Annotated in this window: 10 protein-coding genes; all 10 read right to left on the reverse strand. The window is 41.4% G+C overall.

The features are described 5' to 3' along the window. Window positions 1–112 precede the first annotated feature (112 nt). Window positions 113–1,546 (reverse strand): ATP-binding protein, encoded by a 1,434-nt coding sequence (locus KFO40_RS01725; RefSeq protein WP_049701725.1) that lies wholly within the window; start codon window positions 1,544–1,546, stop codon window positions 113–115. Between the two features lie 101 nt (window positions 1,547–1,647). Beyond that, a complete protein-coding gene (locus tag KFO40_RS01730) occupies window positions 1,648–3,036 on the reverse strand; it encodes a glycoside hydrolase family 43 protein (RefSeq protein WP_211146015.1) in 1,389 nt (462 codons plus the stop codon). Between the two features lie 7 nt (window positions 3,037–3,043). Continuing rightward, entirely contained in the window at window positions 3,044–4,960 is a 1,917-nt protein-coding gene (locus tag KFO40_RS01735; RefSeq protein WP_134985159.1) for a sialate O-acetylesterase, read from the reverse strand. A gap of 26 nt (window positions 4,961–4,986) precedes the next feature. Beyond that, a complete protein-coding gene (locus KFO40_RS01740; RefSeq protein WP_211146016.1) occupies window positions 4,987–7,530 on the reverse strand; it encodes a glycosyl hydrolase 115 family protein in 2,544 nt (847 codons plus the stop codon). An 85-nt stretch (window positions 7,531–7,615) separates the two neighbouring features. Then, window positions 7,616–10,435: a glycoside hydrolase family 98 domain-containing protein gene (locus KFO40_RS01745; RefSeq protein ID WP_211146017.1), complete on the reverse strand. Its 2,820-nt coding sequence runs from the start codon at window positions 10,433–10,435 to the stop codon at window positions 7,616–7,618. Between the two features lie 23 nt (window positions 10,436–10,458). Next, window positions 10,459–12,102: a glycosyl hydrolase gene (locus tag KFO40_RS01750; RefSeq protein ID WP_211146018.1), complete on the reverse strand. Its 1,644-nt coding sequence runs from the start codon at window positions 12,100–12,102 to the stop codon at window positions 10,459–10,461. 33 nt (window positions 12,103–12,135) lie between these two features. Further along, window positions 12,136–14,388: an endo-1,4-beta-xylanase gene (locus KFO40_RS01755; protein ID WP_211146019.1), complete on the reverse strand. Its 2,253-nt coding sequence runs from the start codon at window positions 14,386–14,388 to the stop codon at window positions 12,136–12,138. A 32-nt stretch (window positions 14,389–14,420) separates the two neighbouring features. Continuing rightward, a complete protein-coding gene (locus KFO40_RS01760; RefSeq protein WP_004322246.1) occupies window positions 14,421–15,455 on the reverse strand; it encodes a DUF5627 domain-containing protein in 1,035 nt (344 codons plus the stop codon). Between the two features lie 31 nt (window positions 15,456–15,486). Further along, a complete protein-coding gene (locus KFO40_RS01765; protein ID WP_120144825.1) occupies window positions 15,487–17,262 on the reverse strand; it encodes a RagB/SusD family nutrient uptake outer membrane protein in 1,776 nt (591 codons plus the stop codon). A gap of 27 nt (window positions 17,263–17,289) precedes the next feature. Then, complete coding sequence (locus KFO40_RS01770; protein ID WP_211146020.1) at window positions 17,290–20,109, reverse strand: SusC/RagA family TonB-linked outer membrane protein; 2,820 nt, start codon at window positions 20,107–20,109, stop codon at window positions 17,290–17,292. Window positions 20,110–20,116 lie beyond the last annotated feature (7 nt).

Below are 20,116 nucleotides of genomic sequence, written 5' to 3' on the forward strand. Positions count from 1 at the left end.
TGGGAGAGTTGAACGAAAAAATCAAGAGAAAAGCTCACGTAAAGCAAAGCTTTTCTCTTGATTTTTTAGAAAGAGGAACATTTACTGAATATCCCTACCTATATTATTCCGACTATTCTTTTCCTTTTTCCGTCAAGTGATATTTCTGTTTAGGGTGTTTGGGATTTTCCGGATACAATGGTGCAACCAGACCAGCTTCTATTGCCGGATTAAGGTAATTGTTCAAGAAGTTCTCTCGGTCTTTCAATTGCATTAATCCCATCAGTTCCTTTACAGAAAACATATCTTCACCAATCAACTCGACAAGAGTCTTTACTTGTCGGGTGCTTGTCGGGTACTTGTCGGGTGCTTGTCGGATGCTTGTCGGATGCTTATTGGTGTTCTCTTCTTCATATCTGAACACCACCCATACAAAACTTCCATCAGTATGAAATTCCGGTTCAGGAATACCGACACGACGACATTCACTCATCATGAGTCCAATACCCCGTCCCCAGCTTTCCAAAATCTCACTTTTATACAATACATTAGCAATAAGCGGATTTTGAGGTTTGGAATGATGTTCTTTTAACAAATTCTCCAATGTCACATCAGCAGGAAAAGTTCCTGTATTTTCAATCTCTACTCGATCATCATAGATAGCGATTCCGACCGAACTACCCGGATGGCCGTATGCTCTATGACAAAAAGCATTAATACAACTCTCTCTCAATGCCTTATAAGGAATACTTAATTCTTCTTCCCGATAAAGCCCTTCGATTTTGCCAGAAATAGAAAGATGTTTGAAGAAGAAAGCCATAGCGGCATCCAGTAGCTTATAAATATTACCTTGTACGCGCTGATTGTCAATGAACTCTTCTTTACCTGTTCCTTTGAAGCGAGCCAACCTCAACAGACATTGTGGATAGTCATAAAATTTATTTCCAAAAAGCACGACGGCGGCATTATTCAACTTCCCGTCATACAGTAAGTTGAACTTTTCGAGGATAGCAGGAATTTCTTCACGTATAGTAGCTTCAGGCAAGCGCCCGCTCCGAATGCCGGCTCTTACTGCACCCATTATGGCGTTTTCATCAAGATTTTCGATTTTCAGGTTCACGTTGGTCATCGCTTCCCAACAATAAGCACCGCCACGCTGCATCAACAATTGATTGTACATTTCCTGCGGCATAGCAGTAGTTACGCTTTCTATGCGTTGATATGCCCGGCTTTTATATGTAAAAGGGCGTAAATAAGACAGTTCTTCAGCCTTGAGAGCCACGACGAATTTATCGGTATTGAGAACAGAAACATAAGAAATTTCAATAGGCGCTGTCGGTTCAATCCGCCGGATAGCTTCAACTATGTCGCGCTTGGTTTTGTCGCTTATATCTTGTCCTTTGATTCTACCGCTATCACTTACACCGAATAGCACAGTCCCTCCTCGTGCATTAAGGAATGCGCAGAGAGTCTCCATACCACGTTCTAATTGACCGGTCGTTTCCTTAAATTCCAATACAGCACTTTCCGCCGTTTGCGTTATTTTTATAATATCATCATGTGTCATAAATCAATATGAATACCGAAAAGTGTATTCATATACAAAAGTACATAAATAAACGAAAGACCATGATGAATCTTTCGTTTATTCACAAAGCTTGAGAGTAATTATTTACTAAACCTATACCAGTCGAAGTTAAAAAGTTTGCAGCCTTTACGTCCTTTGAATACAAAATAAATATCTTGTATTCCTGTGACCGGTTTTACAATATCAGCCTGCAATGTTTTCCAGCATTCCCAACCTCCCGTTGAAGGAATAGTCAGTTCCGCAATTAATGGTCCGCTTATACTGTCTGTACGTACTTCAAGTGTCCCGCCACGAAGGGCACTGGCAACGGTAGCAGTGAACCGTTTGGGGGATTTATTGCCGAAATCCACTTCACGTACCTTTATATAATCTCCATTATGAATTTCAGATATATATATACCGGTTTTCACATTTGGTTCGGACTTCACACCTTCAGAAAAAGCGATTGTTTCAGCTTCCACCCTTTCGTAAGGATTGAGCGTACCTACCGGTGACACCCCTTCCCGGGTAGCATTAATAATCGGGAAAGTGCCGTCAGCGTTATACTTAAATTGCTCCACCGCCGTACTTCGCCCGAAGCCTCCACCACCCGGCAGCTTACCCGTATGATAGAAGAAATAAGAATTGCCTTTATAGTCTATCACTCCACAATGGTTAGTAAACGAGCCCGTATCTTGTAAAGGCATGATTTCTCCCATATACTTCCACGGCCCAAGAGGTCCGTCACTCATGGAATAGGCAATATGTTCGGGTACACCTCCGGCAGCATAAAGAAGATAATATTTTCCTTCCCGTTTATGAAGCCATGGACCTTCTGTATAAGTATCTTTATACTTAACATCTTTGACACGTTTTTCCGGATTGGGTGCACCAAAGCTCTCAACAGTCTGTTCCAGTTTGCCCACTTCACCTTTCAAGGAAATCATGTCGTCATTCAGTTCTGCATAATAGATATTCGGATTTCCCCAATACAGATAAGCACGACCGTCATCATCAATGAAGACCGTAGGATCAATATAGTCCCAGCTTCCGTCATGAAGCGGTTTGCCGATGGCATCTTTAAAAGGACCGACAGGCGAATCGCCTACCGCCACACCGATTGCCATCGTATTGGAAAGTTTGGAATGCAGGCAGACATACCAATAAAACTTACCATTACGCTCTACACATTGTGCTGCCCAGGCACGGTCGTCCGCCCAGTCGAATGATTCGATGGCAAGAGGAGAGCCGTGATCGGTCCAGTTCACCATATCTTTGGTAGAATACACACGCCATTCCTGCATCCAGAAAAAATCCGCTTTGTCTTCATCGTGTCCCGTATACACATACAAGGTGCCGTCGTGCACCATAGGAGCAGGGTCTGTAGTAAAGCAAGTTTGCACAATCGGGTTCTGTGCCGACAGTCCTCCTTCGGTCATAACCGAAACGAGCAACAATGTGGCTGCGATAAATGTAGATTTCATTTTCATGCTATTTTCAGTGTTTAAATAAATGTGGTACAAATTCTTTCAGGCAACGTCTCCACGTGAGCCATTCATGCGCTGTGCCTTGCGATTCGTAATAATCAACCTCGATACCCAGTTTCCGGAGTGAATCCACCATCTTCTTTGTTCCCATTTGTTCCTCCGTGCCACAGCCGAGAAAGAAATAATTCACTTTCTTATTGAACTTGTCCGCATCCGCAAACACTCCGTTAAAACAAGTCTTCATATCCAGACCGAAAATCGCCCCGCTGAAACTTCCGATATAAGAAAACTTATCGAGATGAGGCAGAACCGTATTGAAAGTCTGATGTCCTCCCCACGAGAGTCCTGCCATAGCACGGTGTTCGCGGTCGGTTTTCGTACGGAATGTCCGGTCTATCATAGGAATCAGGTCTTTCAGAATAACGTCATAAAAGGTGGCGCCATACAAAGCCCGCTCCTCGTTCACATCTTTTCCCGGACGCGGCCGGAACGGAGCTTCCACATCACCGCTATCCATCACCACGAGCATCGGCACACACTGACCGGATGCAATCAGGTTGTCCATAATATGATTCATCTTTCCCTGCGTGCTCCAGCCGGTTTCATCTTCACCCATGCCATGTTGCAGATACAATACCGGATAGCGCTTCTTCGGATGAGTTTCATACTCTGCCGGCGTATATACCATACACAGACGGAACTCTTTCTGCGTTTCGGAGTAATACGTACAGGAACGAACCTGCCCGTGAGGTACCTGTTGAGGACGATAATAATCCCCCTCCTCACCTTCAGGGATTTCGATGCCACTTGCCATACGGCAACAACCGAAGAACGTATAACTGGAAGGATCTGTTACCGACACCCCGTCTGCAATCAGGAAATAATAATGGAATCCTACAGGCAGAGGGTTGGTCGTTGCCGTCCAGAGTCCTCCGGCATCTTTCCACATATCATACTTCTTTCCGCAACAATCCACTTGTAGCCTGTTAGCCTGCGGAGCATAGAAACGAAAATGAGCACGCCCCTCTTTATCCACCCGGGGATAGTCATATCCCGGAATATTAGTGGATGCCGGTTCGGTAGTAATCCCGGAGTTTGGTTCCTTCTCCAACAAAAGGAGTCGTTTCTCGGCATACCGCACTCCCAATTTCCTGTATCCTTCTGCCGTGAAATGCAAATTATCTTCTGCGGCAGGACAGCCCGAAGAAGGAATCACGTACGCAGTCGGAATCGCTTGCGGTAGCGTATTGATTATCTCATTCATGCTTGCACATCTGCCATTCTGGTCGGCATGCACCACTTCTCCCGCCAACAAAGGAACATCTTTTGCCTGAAGATTCAAATCCCTCAACAAATTCTCATAGACTCTCTTTACTTTTTGAGGCCACTCTTTATCACCGGTATTAGACTCGCCTTGATGCAAGAGGATACCTTTAATCACACCGGCTTTCTGTGCTTCTACAGCCAATTCTTTTAGTCTACGGTAAGGATTATTACCATACGCTTTCGCGGTATTTTTCAGCCATTCCGGTTGAGAGGCAATATGCTCTTCGCAATTCTCCTCATCAAACAGTTCAATCCTGCAACCACCTACAGCTACATTGATGACACCTACCTTAATATTATCAGGCAGCCTTTCCACTAACGTACGTCCGAAATAATCGGCCGGTGTTAACCCTGTATGGCAACGTACCAACGGAGGAACAGCCTTATACCACTGTCCTTTGACACGTCCCAAAGACGGACAATCAACAGCCGCCATCATCAGAAAGCGTTCATTGACATTGCACGTATCCTGGGCCTCGATCTTTGCATTCCCTTCCATATTGGATTGTCCTAGACAAAGATAAATATGGAAATTCGGGTCTTGTGCAAAGGCAAATATGCCTGCACATAATAAACAACATAAGACAATAATCTTCTTCATTTGCGTATCTATATCATAAATATTAATTAATGCGTAACCTTGCGATAAGGACTTTCCTGAAGATTCAATCGACTGACTTCATCACTACCACAATCAATTATAATTTTATGCAATACAATAGCAGGGCTTAACGGACGAATAATTAATGCATGTATTCCTTCTTTCAGATTAACATTGGAAAAATCCACCACCGACTCTATCAACCGCGCAGCACCGGCGGGATACATCTTCGTATAACAATTAGCCCAAGTCATCTCTGAATTGTAATTTACTATTTGTTCTTTACCACCATCCAAACTGATAGCATAACTATGTCCTCCTTTTATAAAAGGCAAAGTACTATCCAAGATTAATCTTACACGTATATTTTTCATCTCAGAATTAAGCTTCATGCGATATGTCAATGAAGCTCCTGTTACAGGTTGTGTATAGGGCATCAACGACAAACCAGAAAGAGTACGTCCCAAGTCAGGAATAACTGTCCACTCCGTCTTATTCCCTTGTGTACATTCTGCAAAACGTTCCGCTTCCATTACTACCACCCCACCTTTCTCCTTATACTCATATCCTCCCGGCTTATATGCAGAGACATCCACTCTTATGATTTCGGGCATTATATTTCCTCCTTTAGGCTCATCCCAGCTTGTATAACCGATGTGCGTCTGATCCATTAAATGATTCCATTTTCCATCAGCTATATTGTTATTATAGTCATAGCAAAGTTCCGCATCATACCTGAAACAATACTCCACTCTATCTGCCCATTCATTGGCACGTGGATCACCCTCAGATGCTAACTTATGATTCATAGCAACCGCATAATACATCTCATAAAGGTTTGCCATGGCCTGAACAGGAAAAAGAATGAGTTCTTTATATGTATCCTTCAATTCTTCCGGTAAAGTCATAAACTGACGATAGGCATGCGCCTCCAAAGCAAGAAATTCATCTGTTACAGCCTTAAATTCTCCACTGGAAAAATTATAAGTTTGGCTATCCAACATTTCTGCAGTTACGCGAGCAGCATATTTACAATACAGATTTAAGATGCGAGCGGCTTCTACTGCATAGTTATCCCCAAACTGTTGTTTACAGAAACTACAAGTATATTCCTGTAAATTATCAGCCGTAAGGTGTCCAGGATTCCATGCCATATTCAAGAAAAAATCAACAGGAAATTCATTCGGTTTCAAGTCACCCACATTTAGAATCCACATTTTATCCACACCATAAGAATAAGTCAAATATAATTGTTCCCACATATGCTGGATCTGTGTCATATTCAGCCATTGATAGGCACGTGGTGCTCCATGTAAATCTACATGATAATACATACCATATCCACCAGGATGCCGTTTATCCTTTAAATCTGGTAAACGACGTACATTCCCCCAATTATCATCACAAAGCAAAATCATGACATCATCAGGTATTTTCATTCCCTTATCATAATATTCCAGCACTTCACTATAAAGTGCCCACAATTGTGGAGTCTTACAAGCAGGTTTACCTGTTACATCTGCTATTATTTTACGCTGTCCTTTTACGATTTCCTCCAATAGATGCGTATCTGTATCGGGTCCCATCGGAGCATCACCGTCACCACGCATAGCGATAGTAATTACTTCTTCCTTTCCATTCATTCGCTTGATACCCTCACGGAAAAAACGTTCTACTCCCTCTTTATTCCTCTGATAGTTCCACTCACCATACAACTTACGATTACGGGCATATTCCTGGTGATTACGTGCCATCGGTTCGTGATGGGAAGTCCCGATTATAATCCCCATTTCATCAGCTAAAGGACTATTCATCGGATCATCTGCATAAAATGCTGCACTCCACATGGCCGGCCATAGAAAATTAGCTTTCAAACGGAGGAGAAGTTCGTAGACATGCACATACATCTTACTGTTAAATCCTCCGAACTTTTCAGTTGTCCAACCTCCCATACAAGGCCATTCATCATTAATGAAAATACCACGGTATTTTACAGCCGGTTCACCATCAGTATAAACACCTTCTTTAATATAAACAGCCTGATGCCTTACCGGCGGAACATCAAGCCACCAGTACCAAGGAGAAATACCTATTTGTTTTGACAATTCATAAATACCATAAATCGTTCCACGCTTATCACTTCCAGCAATCAGCAACACATCTCCCTGTAAACCTTCCAAAGGAGCATGAAGAGTGGTGATTATATATTTTTCATTCTTACCTCTCAATTCTTTACCATCCAGTTTTCCTATTTTTACTAATTGACGTATAAGTGGGCTTTTGTCAAACGAACCTATGATAATACGCACTTCTTTTCCCGCAATATTCGATAATTCGGGTTTTACAGTAGTCACTTTTTCAAAATCCGTTTGTAAATTACGCACCGCTAACAGCACCCCACGATGTTCTGCATCATCACACCAAATAGAGAACGATCTGTTTTGTGGTGTAACCAAAGGTAACTTGGCATCCGCTGATATAAAAGTGACAAATGGTTCCGCAGCATTCAAAACAGATACACATAAGAATAGAAATATAATTATTATCCGACTCAAAAACATGTTCTTCATTATTTTCTAGTTACATACTGTCCTAAAAACAATTATCCGCAAGATACTACTTGTAAAATGCGGATAATCGAATTTAAGAGAATTCTTATTTTCTTTCGATAACAATGTTGTCGAGATACAAGTCACCGGCAGCTGATGAATTGGCTTTCAATTCAAACGTATTTGCCCCTTTTCGTAAGGAAACCGACATTAAGGCTGTATTCCATACAGTATTGTCATTATCAGTTTGTGCAAACTCCGGAGTACCTACTTTGGTATTGTTTATATACATATCTACGGTATTGACTGTAGCCGACGGAGCACGGTAGCGAATACGGATTGTATATACACCATCTTCCAGTGCAGTAACAGCATCACGTACGGCAGCTGCAGAACTAGCACCAAAATTTATATATCCCTGTGCTGTGTAGTTACGTATCGGCTCCGAATCTCCTTTTGTCACTCTCTTAGTCACATTCTTAAAATCAAAGCATTCAGCCTCATACTGATAAGCGCCCTGATAAATTTGTGGAGAAGCGGGAATCTGGATAGATGCTGCAGTAGATACAGTTAAACGATCGGTGGCTTTTCCTGAACAATTGACCGTCAAATCCAATGGTCCGTTATGAGTGACAGTCAGCGTATATACATCTTCTTTCCAATTCTCGGAAACTTGTGCAGTACCATTGGCTCTGGAAGACACAGAATGAGTTGGTTTGGATGTACATCCATATATCTTGATTACCTCCGTCTTGCTCGAACCACTAGGGTCATAGTTATTCATGTAGAAGGTGAGCTTATTGGCATATTCTTTTATAACACTTACAGTATATTTGGAGTAAGCCAATTCCATCTTGTCACATGTATTGTATTTAAACGGAATTGCAGCATTCCGTATTCCGGCAAGTCCGTTATAAACCACCCAACCATTTTCTATACGTCCTGCATAAAGTTCTCCCGTATACTCTTGCGGGAACCAACGGTTGAATTTTCCAACTTTAGTATTTACATCGCTCCAAGATCCTTCGAAAGTTGATTGGTTGATTTTATACTGGAATGAATTAGCTACATCGTCACACAATTCGAACGCAACAGGAATCGTAGGATAACGGCCCGTTTTCTTAAAGTAACAATGATTATCCCAAAGATTACCATCATCATCGCGAAGGTAAAGCCCTTCATGCAAATTCTTCGGGCTGCTGTATTTAGCATTATCATCACCGGAATAGACATCTTGAAGAATCACCACTTTCGTGCGGTCAATAACTTCTTTCCGGGAAGGAATACGAATTGTTTTATCAATAATCTTACGGAACATATCTATATTGATATTGACAAATTGCGGAAAACATTCCCAATTACGGCTCTGATAACCATCACCTACACTGACTGCATTCGTCTCCTTAAAACATTGCTGCCATATAAGTTCAGGTCCGTCAATAACAGTCTGACCTGTCAGCATCACATGCTCTATAATAGGCAGCGCACCGGCAGCCGGCGGGAAATCCTTATCGCCATTCTGTCCTTTCTCCTCTGTCCAGCCGCATTGGTCGAAACGGATGCCGTACTGACCTGCAAAACCGGAGAGCCACGTGCCTAAACAAATTCCTTCGACATTGAAGAAGCCACTTTGCGTGGTGTATTTTTCACACATAATGAAATTTTCAGAGTACAACTTGGCAGTTTGGGCAAAATCAGAATTACGCTTCACAAGAGCAATAGGATTAATATTAGCCGACCAAGTATTACCACAGAAACTAACTACCAGATATCCTCCATATTTATGAGTAAGTTTCAAAAGTTGATTCCAGTGAGCCACTCGTTGTAACCACGATACAGAGAACTGGTCATCATACCCCCAAAACTGCTCACAATAATTGAAACCAAGAAAGTTGGGATATTCTCTGAAAAACTCATCATATACCCGAACCTTATCGTCACTTTCAAATTGACTATATAAGCTGACATCCTTAAAATGACTAAAACCGCCGCTTGAAGGCTGCACCATCGCCCACACATTATTTTCAGCACACGTCCTCAACCACGACTTTGCTATCTCATAACCATACTCGCTTACATTATAGATCCCAGTAGCCTCATCATGGCTTACAGACAACGAGATATTAAAAATGGTAAACGGACGAATATCTGCAGGGATAAGGTCTATGATTTTCTGAGGATCGGCATAATTCCATGAATCGATATGAACAAACCATGCCGGTTGTTCAGGAGAAATAGGACGGCGTAACGCCCCCGTTACCGGAGGAATTTCGGGATTGTCTCCTTTAAAAAGATTCAGTTCGATGACAGGTGTCCGGTCGGTAAAAGTGAAACTGACAGATTCGTCACCAATAGTACTCACTTGTTTAAACTGACTGGTAAGTTTGCCGCTCACCGCCTTGTCAAGGGTACGAGACTTAGCTCCGTATTTTACAATCCAATAGCCGTCAGTGTTGATATCCACTATCGGTGCAACTGTATTGTTTTCATCCAACACCTTGACCTTTTCATCATTCTCAAACGTTAGCCAAGCATCATCAAGAGTCCAATAATATTCATCATGTTCTACTTTGGCACCTACTTTTGGAGAATAAACTACATCCTCTCCTCCGCCTTCCAATGCTGCTATCTGAGCATACATACTGAAGCTTGTACCATCCGACAACTCAATCGTATAACTCGCACCATTATTCACCGGATTGTATGTCTTTACAGCCAGGTCCTGTTGTTTGGCCTCAATAAGCTTACGTAATGCCTTGACATTAGTATTAATATTCTCGACAGCCGTACCGGGTTTCGGTACGGAAGGAGCGTCAGGATCAATGACATCGTCATCTTTACAGGAACCAAGAATACATGCACAGCATACTATTCCGAGAAAAAGTAGGGATGATAGCTTACTTTTCGTATTTAACAAATTCATCATATTCCAACTAGTTATTATTATCATTAAAATGTCAATCTGACTGAAGTTATACTGTTAGCAGATAACAACACCGTTATGCCTTCAGCAGATTCCATCAAACCAGTATCGATCACTTCCATATTTTTTGTTTCGTTCGTTTCAACGGCACTTGCTTTTTTTATTCCTGCTAATGGTATTTCCAGCCATTGAGAAGCACCATTCAGATTCAATAATACGATGGTCACTTCACCGGTCTTTTCATCCAAATAAGCAGTAGCACATACTTCTTCATTATTTGTAATTGCCTTAATACGAGTTGTTTCTGTTGCATATTGAGCATAATGAGCCATAATATAACCATTCTTTGTGATTTCTCCTTCACCCGTCGGACTCCGTTTGTCCGTATCGCCCATCAAACCATAAAAGCGCTTCAAATACCAATATATATAAGCACTGCAATACCCCTCCATACACATGTGAATCTCTTTACCAAGATGGTTGAGACTGTATTGCCATTTCAGGAATTCCCATTTCGAAGAATCATCAGAATTCTCACCGTCATTAAAAAGATGTTCTGTCATCCACCATGTCTTTCCTTGAATACGTGAATACACACCACAGATGTAATCGTGGCGGTTCTTAACATATCCGCTACTCAAATCTGTAAACCCTTGATAGAGATGTCCGGCTAGAATATCCGTTTGAGCAAATGCTTCGGCGTTGTTGATAATAGGATCAGTATATTCAGGCTGCATACCACAAGCTTCCGGTGACATCAGCTTCACTCCTGTTTCCCGTATCCTTGCTCCGTATTGTTTTACAAAATCCACTACTTCAGAAGGAGTCCAGTACGTAAATTCCATATCCGGTTCGTTCTGGACGGAAATCGCATAGAGGTTCACCCCTTTTTCCTTCATAAATGTAACATAACGGATAAGATGGTTTGCATACGCTTCATAGTTTTCTTTTTTAAGGTGTTTCATTTCCTTTCCATTCACCGTGATTTTATCTGCAAGCGCATCTGTACAATCCCATGGACATGCAAAGATAATTGCTCCGTTAGCTTGTGCTGCCTTTGCTGCTTCTACATCTGCACTCCAATCTGATTCGTTGGGATAAATCATCAAGCGAAGGATAGAATATCCCAATCCGCCGACACCATACATTTTATCTAATTGTGGTGCAGAAATAAGATTGTCACCACACCAGATCTTCGGATTGTACATACCGCCAAATCCTACAACCGGCTGATATTTCACCGAAGGATCAATATTGAGCGTAACAGACTTGTACGCTGGAGCTTGTTCTACCAGCAAATCAACAGTTGTTTCATTAGTTTTATCGAATAAGTGAATGGTTTGCGTACGCTTTTTCATCGTACTGTTTGCCCCACAAGATACACGAACCTTCGTGTACTGTTTTTCCCCACTACTATTCCCACCTGATGTAGGAGTAACGCTTTTTACGATCTCTCCTTCACCGATAGTTATCTCCCAAGAAGTCTTCGCCCATTCCACCACAACATCCGTCTGACTTTCCCCAGTACTCACAGTAATGGATTTTTTAAGAAAGAGCGCATACGCGCCCTTTCCTTCATCCATTTCTTTTTTTTCATCTTCCCCTCCCGAACAAGCCCCCAAGAGGATATTCGCAAGAAAGAGCCAAAATAAAAATGTAATATTCTTCATATATAAATAGTCCTTTTAATCCAGAGAAGAGGATTATTTCAATCCGTCCACTATACCTTCATACATTTCATTACGGTTATAGTCCGATGTCCAAGGACACAGTTTATAACCTGTATTGGTCTCTGTAATACCCGATATAGAGATTCCGTATTGCTTGTCCGCAGGAATAAGTCTTCGATACTCCTGCATGATAAAAGCCATATAAGAAGCAGCGGCAGCTCTATCTTCTTCTGTTAATTTATTAATCGCAATAAAGTTGCCATCCAGTTCTTCAACCATCATGCTAAGATCGGATACCCGTATAAGTTTACCAGTCTTACCTAGTTTATCAAACAGATTGGTGATCATCGTTTCATTGCCTTCCTGGAAAACAACATCTTTGGAATAAATTGCATTGAGAAGAATATTGTACCCGTCAATTTTGGTAACGTTGTCTTCTTCCCAAGCATTAACTAAAGATATGAGCTCATCAGCCATATTCCCCATTTCATCATATTGACCAAATGTGTTGCTGACAAAAAGCTCAAGATCTACATTGGCATTCTTCACTGTATCACGGGCAATCTTCACGGCGGTACGTGCATAGTCTACTTCACCCAAATATTCCCCCCAGTTAAATGTATTATCATTAACAGTCTTATCCAAAGGATTACCAATTATATTCCAAGCTTTTACACTCTTCGTTTCATTCACACCTGCATACACCATACCACCAATCCATTTTTCCATTTCTTTAGTGAAGATTTCCTTTTTCTCTTCTGGAGTCTTTTCGATATGTTGCGGCTTGGCTTCCCATGTAAAAATCAAATTATCGATGTATGCTGTCCAGTTGCCAGAACTGGAACCGATCGCAAATGTTATTTCATTGAGGTCTTTCATTGCATTGGGTATCTCAATTGTAGTAGCTGGAACCGCTTCACCCAAAGCAGTGTAAGTACCTTCCTTCACAAAGGTCACAAATACACCATCACGTTTCCAAGTATCATTCTCTGCGTAACCGTAAGCAGCTGCATTTTGATTGAGATTTAATAACTGACCATTAATTTTCACGTACATTCCATAACCATACATCCCTTTTAAAAGGCGCATATCCATTGACATGCCAGTATAATCTCCAAGAGTCTTGCCTTCAGCTAACTTAACTGTAAATTCCGGGAAGTAATGTGAAGCCTGATCTATGTAAAGTACATGACCAGTCTCTCCAGCTGGATCTTCTACTACAGTAGCTGTACCGCTATTGGGAGCACCAGCTCCAGCAACCATAGGATACACTGTATTCAGATTATCCCCTTCAAAATTGATAACCGTAGTACCTTTTCCGGATACTTCATAGTCCATAGAAATATTATCCAGATAAAATTGTGCACTAGTGGATGCAGAACCTATCGCTAAATCAAATTCTGTCAGACTTCCTAAACTTTCGGGTACTACCAATCCGGGAGCGGTATCATCTTTCAGATTAATTGTTCCTTCACGTTTCCATTTGTCACCTCCGTCACAGAAACCATCTCCATTTTTTCCTACATTAAACTCCGTTCCATTGATCAAGACTCGTAAACCTTGTCCCCAAATCCCATCAGTTCCTACAAAACGCAAATCTATATTCAATCTAACGTAGTCTCCGAGTTTTCTTCCTGCAGGCAAAACTACGTGAAATTTAGGATAGGAATAAGCAGCTTTCACATCATTTGTTCCCACATGTAAAACATGACCGCTTTCACCGGCAGGGTCTTCCTCAACTGTAGCCGAGCTATTACCTGTCATCGGATAAGTCGTACCGATAGCATCATTTTCGAAATTAAACAACTTAGTCGTTCCTTTTTGTACTTCTACCGGAATATCTATCGGCTCGATAAGCTTATTATAATATGCGGCACGCTGTCCTTGGTTTGAACAAAGTACCCCTCCATAAAGAGTCACACCAGCCTCCGCCGCTACATCGGCAGCCGTTTGCATGCCACCAAAATTGTAAGTACCGTCCTCCTTTAGTGCATTTAGCGGATCGTAAGAACCGTTCATATCCACTGCATCAAAATTGGTAAACACTGTACTGAATGCAATTTCTTTCTTTACAAATTCGCTTCCCGGTACATTTACAGCCAACTGAAAAGGTGTACCACTACGGTCAATATACGACTTCAGCAGGTCAAATTGAGCTAAATATTCGTTGATAGCTGCATTCTGTGGTTTCTCTACTTGAAGCTGGCAATCATATTCGTCTGTACACGACATTATCGACGCAGCGATCAGTGTAAAAGCAATTATCTTGTTATTGATGTATTTCATATACTCTTGATTTTAACGTTCATATCAAAACATCATTTTCTCACTACTTCGAGTGACTTGCCACCATACACATTACGTGTACGTAACACCAAAGTGTCTTTTGTTGCAAGCTGAATGTTATTGTCTGTCAAATTGACTGTATAGTCAAGATAAATGGCATTCCTGTCTTTTCCACCAAGACTATTTTTCTCACCTTTGCTGACAAACTTGCCACTACCGCTTACCACTACATTCTGCGAACCAGAGTGTACAGTGCACGAACCATCTTCTGCAAATGACAAACGAACAGTATAGCTAATATCCTTACCACTTTCATCTTTGGTTTTCAGTGTCAAAAGATTGTCTTTCATACTTTTAGTAGAAATATTCACAACTTCATCATTTTCCACAAACTGTTCATGGCGAATAATATCTTTTGATGTACCTGCTACAGTAGCATGATCAATGCCACGACGCAAGTACTCTCCGTGCCAGGGATTCACATACTTCACTGCATACAAGACAAAGTTCTGCGGCAATATGCTCCAATCACTGGCATTAGTTAACACCGGATTTTCAACAACCGGCTTCCCTTGCAAAATAGAGTCCGCCCCCTGCACATTAGTCATCAACAAAGGAATGACATAATTCTCACTGATCGATTTTTCATCAGCAAAAAAATCATCCGTCAACTGCACTTCTACTCCCGCCATTATTTGCCCTTTAGGAATCGCAATTCGATCGGAAGCCAACGTGTAGTAAGAAGCCGGCATAGGGACAAGAGGCTGATCTGTATCTTTAAAATAAAGATTGTCACACAAGGACTCATCCACTTTAAAGTTTATCACCACATTGTTTCTATTAGTATATCCTCCACCCCAAGCAGCTTTTATTACCATCTTATGCTGATTGTCAAGAGTATTATCCACAAATTCACTCTCACCAAGCTCTATGGTACGAAGTCCGTATTGGTTGGCAAAATATACTGTCTGGTAATCGAAATCAGGAAATTCATTGTCACTACTTTCGCATGACGTCCAAGTAAGGATCAATAAAACCAGTCCGATATATGCTAAGTTCTTTTTCATAACGTACTTTTAATTAAATATAATTCTATAATTATTTCCACCCTCTATTTTGTACAAGGTTGCTGAACTTAAGTATTTCAGAATTTGGAATCGGGCAATAATACATGTAATCTTCATAATTACGTTCTTCGACAACGAATTCATTAAAAGAATGCCCATCTCTGTCCCAGTCGATACCACGTACCGGCTCGTTCAAGTTTTCTTTCCAACGACGTATATCCCAGAAACGGAAACCTTCAAAACAGAGTTCCAGACGACGTTCATTACGGATAAGATTAGCCATTTTGTCTCTATCGCCCGCACATTGTTCCAGATAAGGATCAGAAGTACCGCCTATACCAGCACGCTTACGAATAGCCTTGATTACATCATAAGCCGAATAACCATTTCCATTATCTCCTTTAGGTCCCCACGCTTCATTAGCCGCTTCAGCATAAGCCAAATACATCTCTGTATAACGAATACGTGGAATATAATGCTGCTGATTCGTAACCGATCCGAGCGCACGATTTACATCCATACGCAGTCTTTTCTTCATATAATAACCGGTACGTGTAGATCTCTGCTCTTTCACATCTATACCGTCATCAGTGCCCGATTTGCGCCCTGTATATATAGGTACATCGCCTACTCCAGCTATACTTCCGTTATAGATAATATATTTTGCCAAACGAGGATCACGTCCATTATAAGGATTATTCTTATCATAGTTACTGTTAACAATGTCCGAGATAGGATACCCATTAGCCATAGGGAACGCATCAACAAGGTTTTGTGACGGATTCATATTGCCACTACCATTCAAAGAAGGCGGAAAGTTATTTGCCTCCTGTGAATTGGCAGCCTCACTATTACTAACATTTTCACGCCAAATAATCTCTTTAGGATTAATGCCTTTTTGCAAGTTCTCTACTACCTCTTTTGAATAATATTCCACTCCTTTATCATCCAATCCGCCCAATCCTCCATTGTAGTTGAGTACAACGGCAGCCGCATTAGCAGCATCGGCCCATGAAGCAGGATTAGAGGCATCCTGAAAAGCCGGACTAGCAGCCAAAAGAGCTGTACGAACACGATAAGCACGTGCAATCAGACCATTGAATAACTGACGGGACTTCTCTCCCATTACAGTATTATATTTACCTTTATCCTGAGTAATACTCTGAAAATCGGCAGGTACCTCATTCACATCATTATACTCCCAAGGAAGTAATTCTTCGGCTTTTTCCAAGTCACTATATATCTGCTGTACACAATCAGCAAACGAAGCACGAGGTAAATTAAGGTCCGAGTTTATAGTAAGATACTCTGTCAAACGAGGTACACCGAGCAATTCTCCGTTTTCTCCAAATCCAGCATGTGCACGAAGCAAATAGTATAAAAACATACCGCGAAGTCCATAAGCTTCCCCCTTGGTACGACGAGCAAACAATTGTGCTTTCTCTGCATCATCCGACCACCTTACCTTATCCACATTTTCCAGGAAAAGATTGATATACTGGATAGAACTGAACGAATTGGTCCATTGATTGATAGGCGTCCATAACCGGGAAGTCCAACCACCGGTAGCCATCGTGAGAAATGCATTGTTCTTCTGATTAATGACAGCATCATCTGTTGCATATTCACTATTATCATAGTATCCCGGAACGCAACGGTACACATTCACCAGGAAGCCTTGTGCATATTGAGCATCGTCGTACATCTGTTCCACATCCTTGAAGTTCTCGATGGCCGGCTCGAAAAGGTCATCGCAACTATTCAGCATCAAGGCAGCAGCTACCAAAAATATTATTTTCTTTTTCATATTATGTACTATCTTTTTTAGTTAGATTTAGAATGCGGCCTTAAAGCCTAGATAGAAATTCCGGTATTGGGGAGCCCCCAAACTCATCTCCATATACTCACGTTCTTTTGCTATTGTAAGTAAGTTGCTTCCACCACAATACAAGCTAAGTCCACGTATGAAAGTTCCGTTGAAAGTATCTGTAGGAAAATCATAAGTAAGCTGCACATTACTCAAACGGAAAACATTATTCTTGTACATCCAGAAAGTAGAATTACGGAAGTTATTATCACCATTGCTGGTAGAAAGACGAGGATAAGTAGCTGTTTCTTTCGTTTCTTCAGTCCAACGTCCCATAACGATTTCTGAGAACTTGCTCGTACCTCTGTTCCAGTAATAAGAATTATTTTTAAAAGCCACCGCACCGGTTTGTCCCGATCCCATTGCAAAAAGAGTAAAGTTCTTGTATTTCAATGTCAAATTCAAACCAAAAGTAAATGGTGATGTAGACCACCCGCCTGCACCCAGATCAATCTGGTCATCACTATTGATTACACCATCACCATTGATATCCTTATACTTCAGGTCACCGGGACGAACTGTGCCGAATGTCTGCTTGGCATGTTTCTCGATATCAGCCTGATCTTGAAAGAAACCTTCGCAAACATATCCATAAGTTGCATCAAGTGCACGCCCCTGGCGCAACAAATAAGACTCATTCGCCACTTCATCACGAATAGAAGCTTTTGAAGAAAATACCATTCCATTAAACCCGAGAGTCACGTCGAAATCACCTATCTCTTTATTTGCACTTAGTGAAAAATCAAAACCAGTACGTTTGTCTTCATTATAATTGATCCAAGGTAAAAATGAAAGATCTGTACCTAAATCGAAAAACGAAGGATAAATAGTAGAAGCACCTTGAGTAAGAAGTCCACTAGTCTTCTGAGTAAAATAGTTCGCATTAATTCTCAACAGTCTATTGAATAAAGTGGCGTCTATACCTGCACGAACTTCCTCACGAGTGATAAAGTCAAGATTCGGATTGTCACCTCGTTTTGAACCGGTCGTATTACCACCCACCGTTCCGTCATACCATTGAAACCAACCGCCTTTGTCAGAAAAATAGCCCTTATACATATAGTAATCAGAAATATCAAGATCCTGATGCAACTTGGCATAAGAAGCCGTAATCTTCAGATCGTCCACAAAGCCTACACTTTCCATAAACTTCTCTTTACTAAGTCTCCATCCCAAAGTGACCGATGGAGAAAAAGCGTTGCGATTTCCTTCCGGCAGCTTGGCTGAATGTACCAAAGCACCACTAAAGTCTGCATAATATTTATGATCGTAATTATAAGAAGCACGCAATCCCAGATTTACGTTGCTGGTACGATGATAATCACTACTCTCATGACCTTCATCAGCCGAACTTTGTGTCTGATATCCCCATCCCAACAAGGTCGCAGATACATTATGGAATGTCTTAAATGTACGGTTATAATCAAACTGTGCACTGAAAGTCATGGTCTGGTCGTAAGTCGATTTACCTACATATTCGTTAGTTGATTTTGTATCATCATTGAATTTGGTAAGTCCGATAATCATATCCTTACCATTCACATTAGACCATTTAGGCTCATAAATAGCATACTTTTCAGCATAAGCTTCTGAATAATAAGAAGTGTAATCTACGCTATAAGCAGTTTTGAAAGATAAGCCCTTTAACAAGCCTCCAAGATCCGCCATCACAGCCACATCAAACATAAATCTACGTGCTTTTTCCTTCGTATATCCAGCAGCAAGCAATTCGGAAAACGGGTTTGTCGTGTCTGCCGAAGTACCTCCTAACAGATACTTACCGTCTATAAGATGATTGCTGTTAGTTATATATTCCTGTATATATGCAACATTAGGATCCATCATATCAATGGGTAATAATGGTGCAAACCAGTTGGGGCGCAATGTAGAAGCCGCTCCCCAAAAGTCACCACGGCCTTGATAACTATTGTCAAAGATAATAGCAGCATTAGTAGTTGCTTTAAGCCATGGAGCCAGTGTCATATCCACATTACCACGTACATTAAAACTCATATCATAAGCTTTCTTTGACTCACCGTATTTCAACAGGCTATTAGCATAATTCATACCGAAGTTCAAGTAATAATGAGTCTTTTCATTACCTCCATACACTTCACCCGTAACATCAGAATTAGTATAGAACTTTCTTAAATAATCTGAACTATAAAAGTCTATGTCCGGATAACGATAAGGATTAGTACCCATTGCCGTGTTATAAATAGTACCGGCATCATACCTTTCTGCTATACCGTCATTACGACAGGCTTCATTGTACATGGTCATATAACAATCTGCATCCAAGTACTTAGGATAAGCCTTCGGGACATTCACCCCTACATTGGCACGAACATCGATATGCATGGGTGAATCTTTGCCTCGCTTGGTAGTGATAAGAATTACTCCTTTCGCGGCACGGCTACCATAGAGTACCACAGCTGCCGCATCTTTCAGCATAGATATACTTTCCACTTCCGAAGCCTTTACACTTGATGCACTACGAGGCACACCGTCTACCAGTACCAACGGTCCTTGTCCCCAAAGGGATGATCCATTGTAACCACCGACAAAACTTTCAAGGCCCACAAGGCTATTATTGTTAGCAGTCTTCTTTGTCAGCTCTGACGTGTTGACAGTAGAAATGGCATGAGTCAAATCTTCCTGAGCAACTTTGCCGAAAGCCACATTCACTAAGCTGTCCTTGCTTTCCTCCTGTGCCTGCACACCTGTCATGCTAAGCAATGACATGGCAAAAACAGTACAGCCGATATATATAAACTTTCTATTCATATTTCGC

It is taken from the genome of Bacteroides sp. 1001302B_160321_D4, assembly GCF_015667765.1.
Lineage (GTDB): Bacteria > Bacteroidota > Bacteroidia > Bacteroidales > Bacteroidaceae > Bacteroides > Bacteroides xylanisolvens.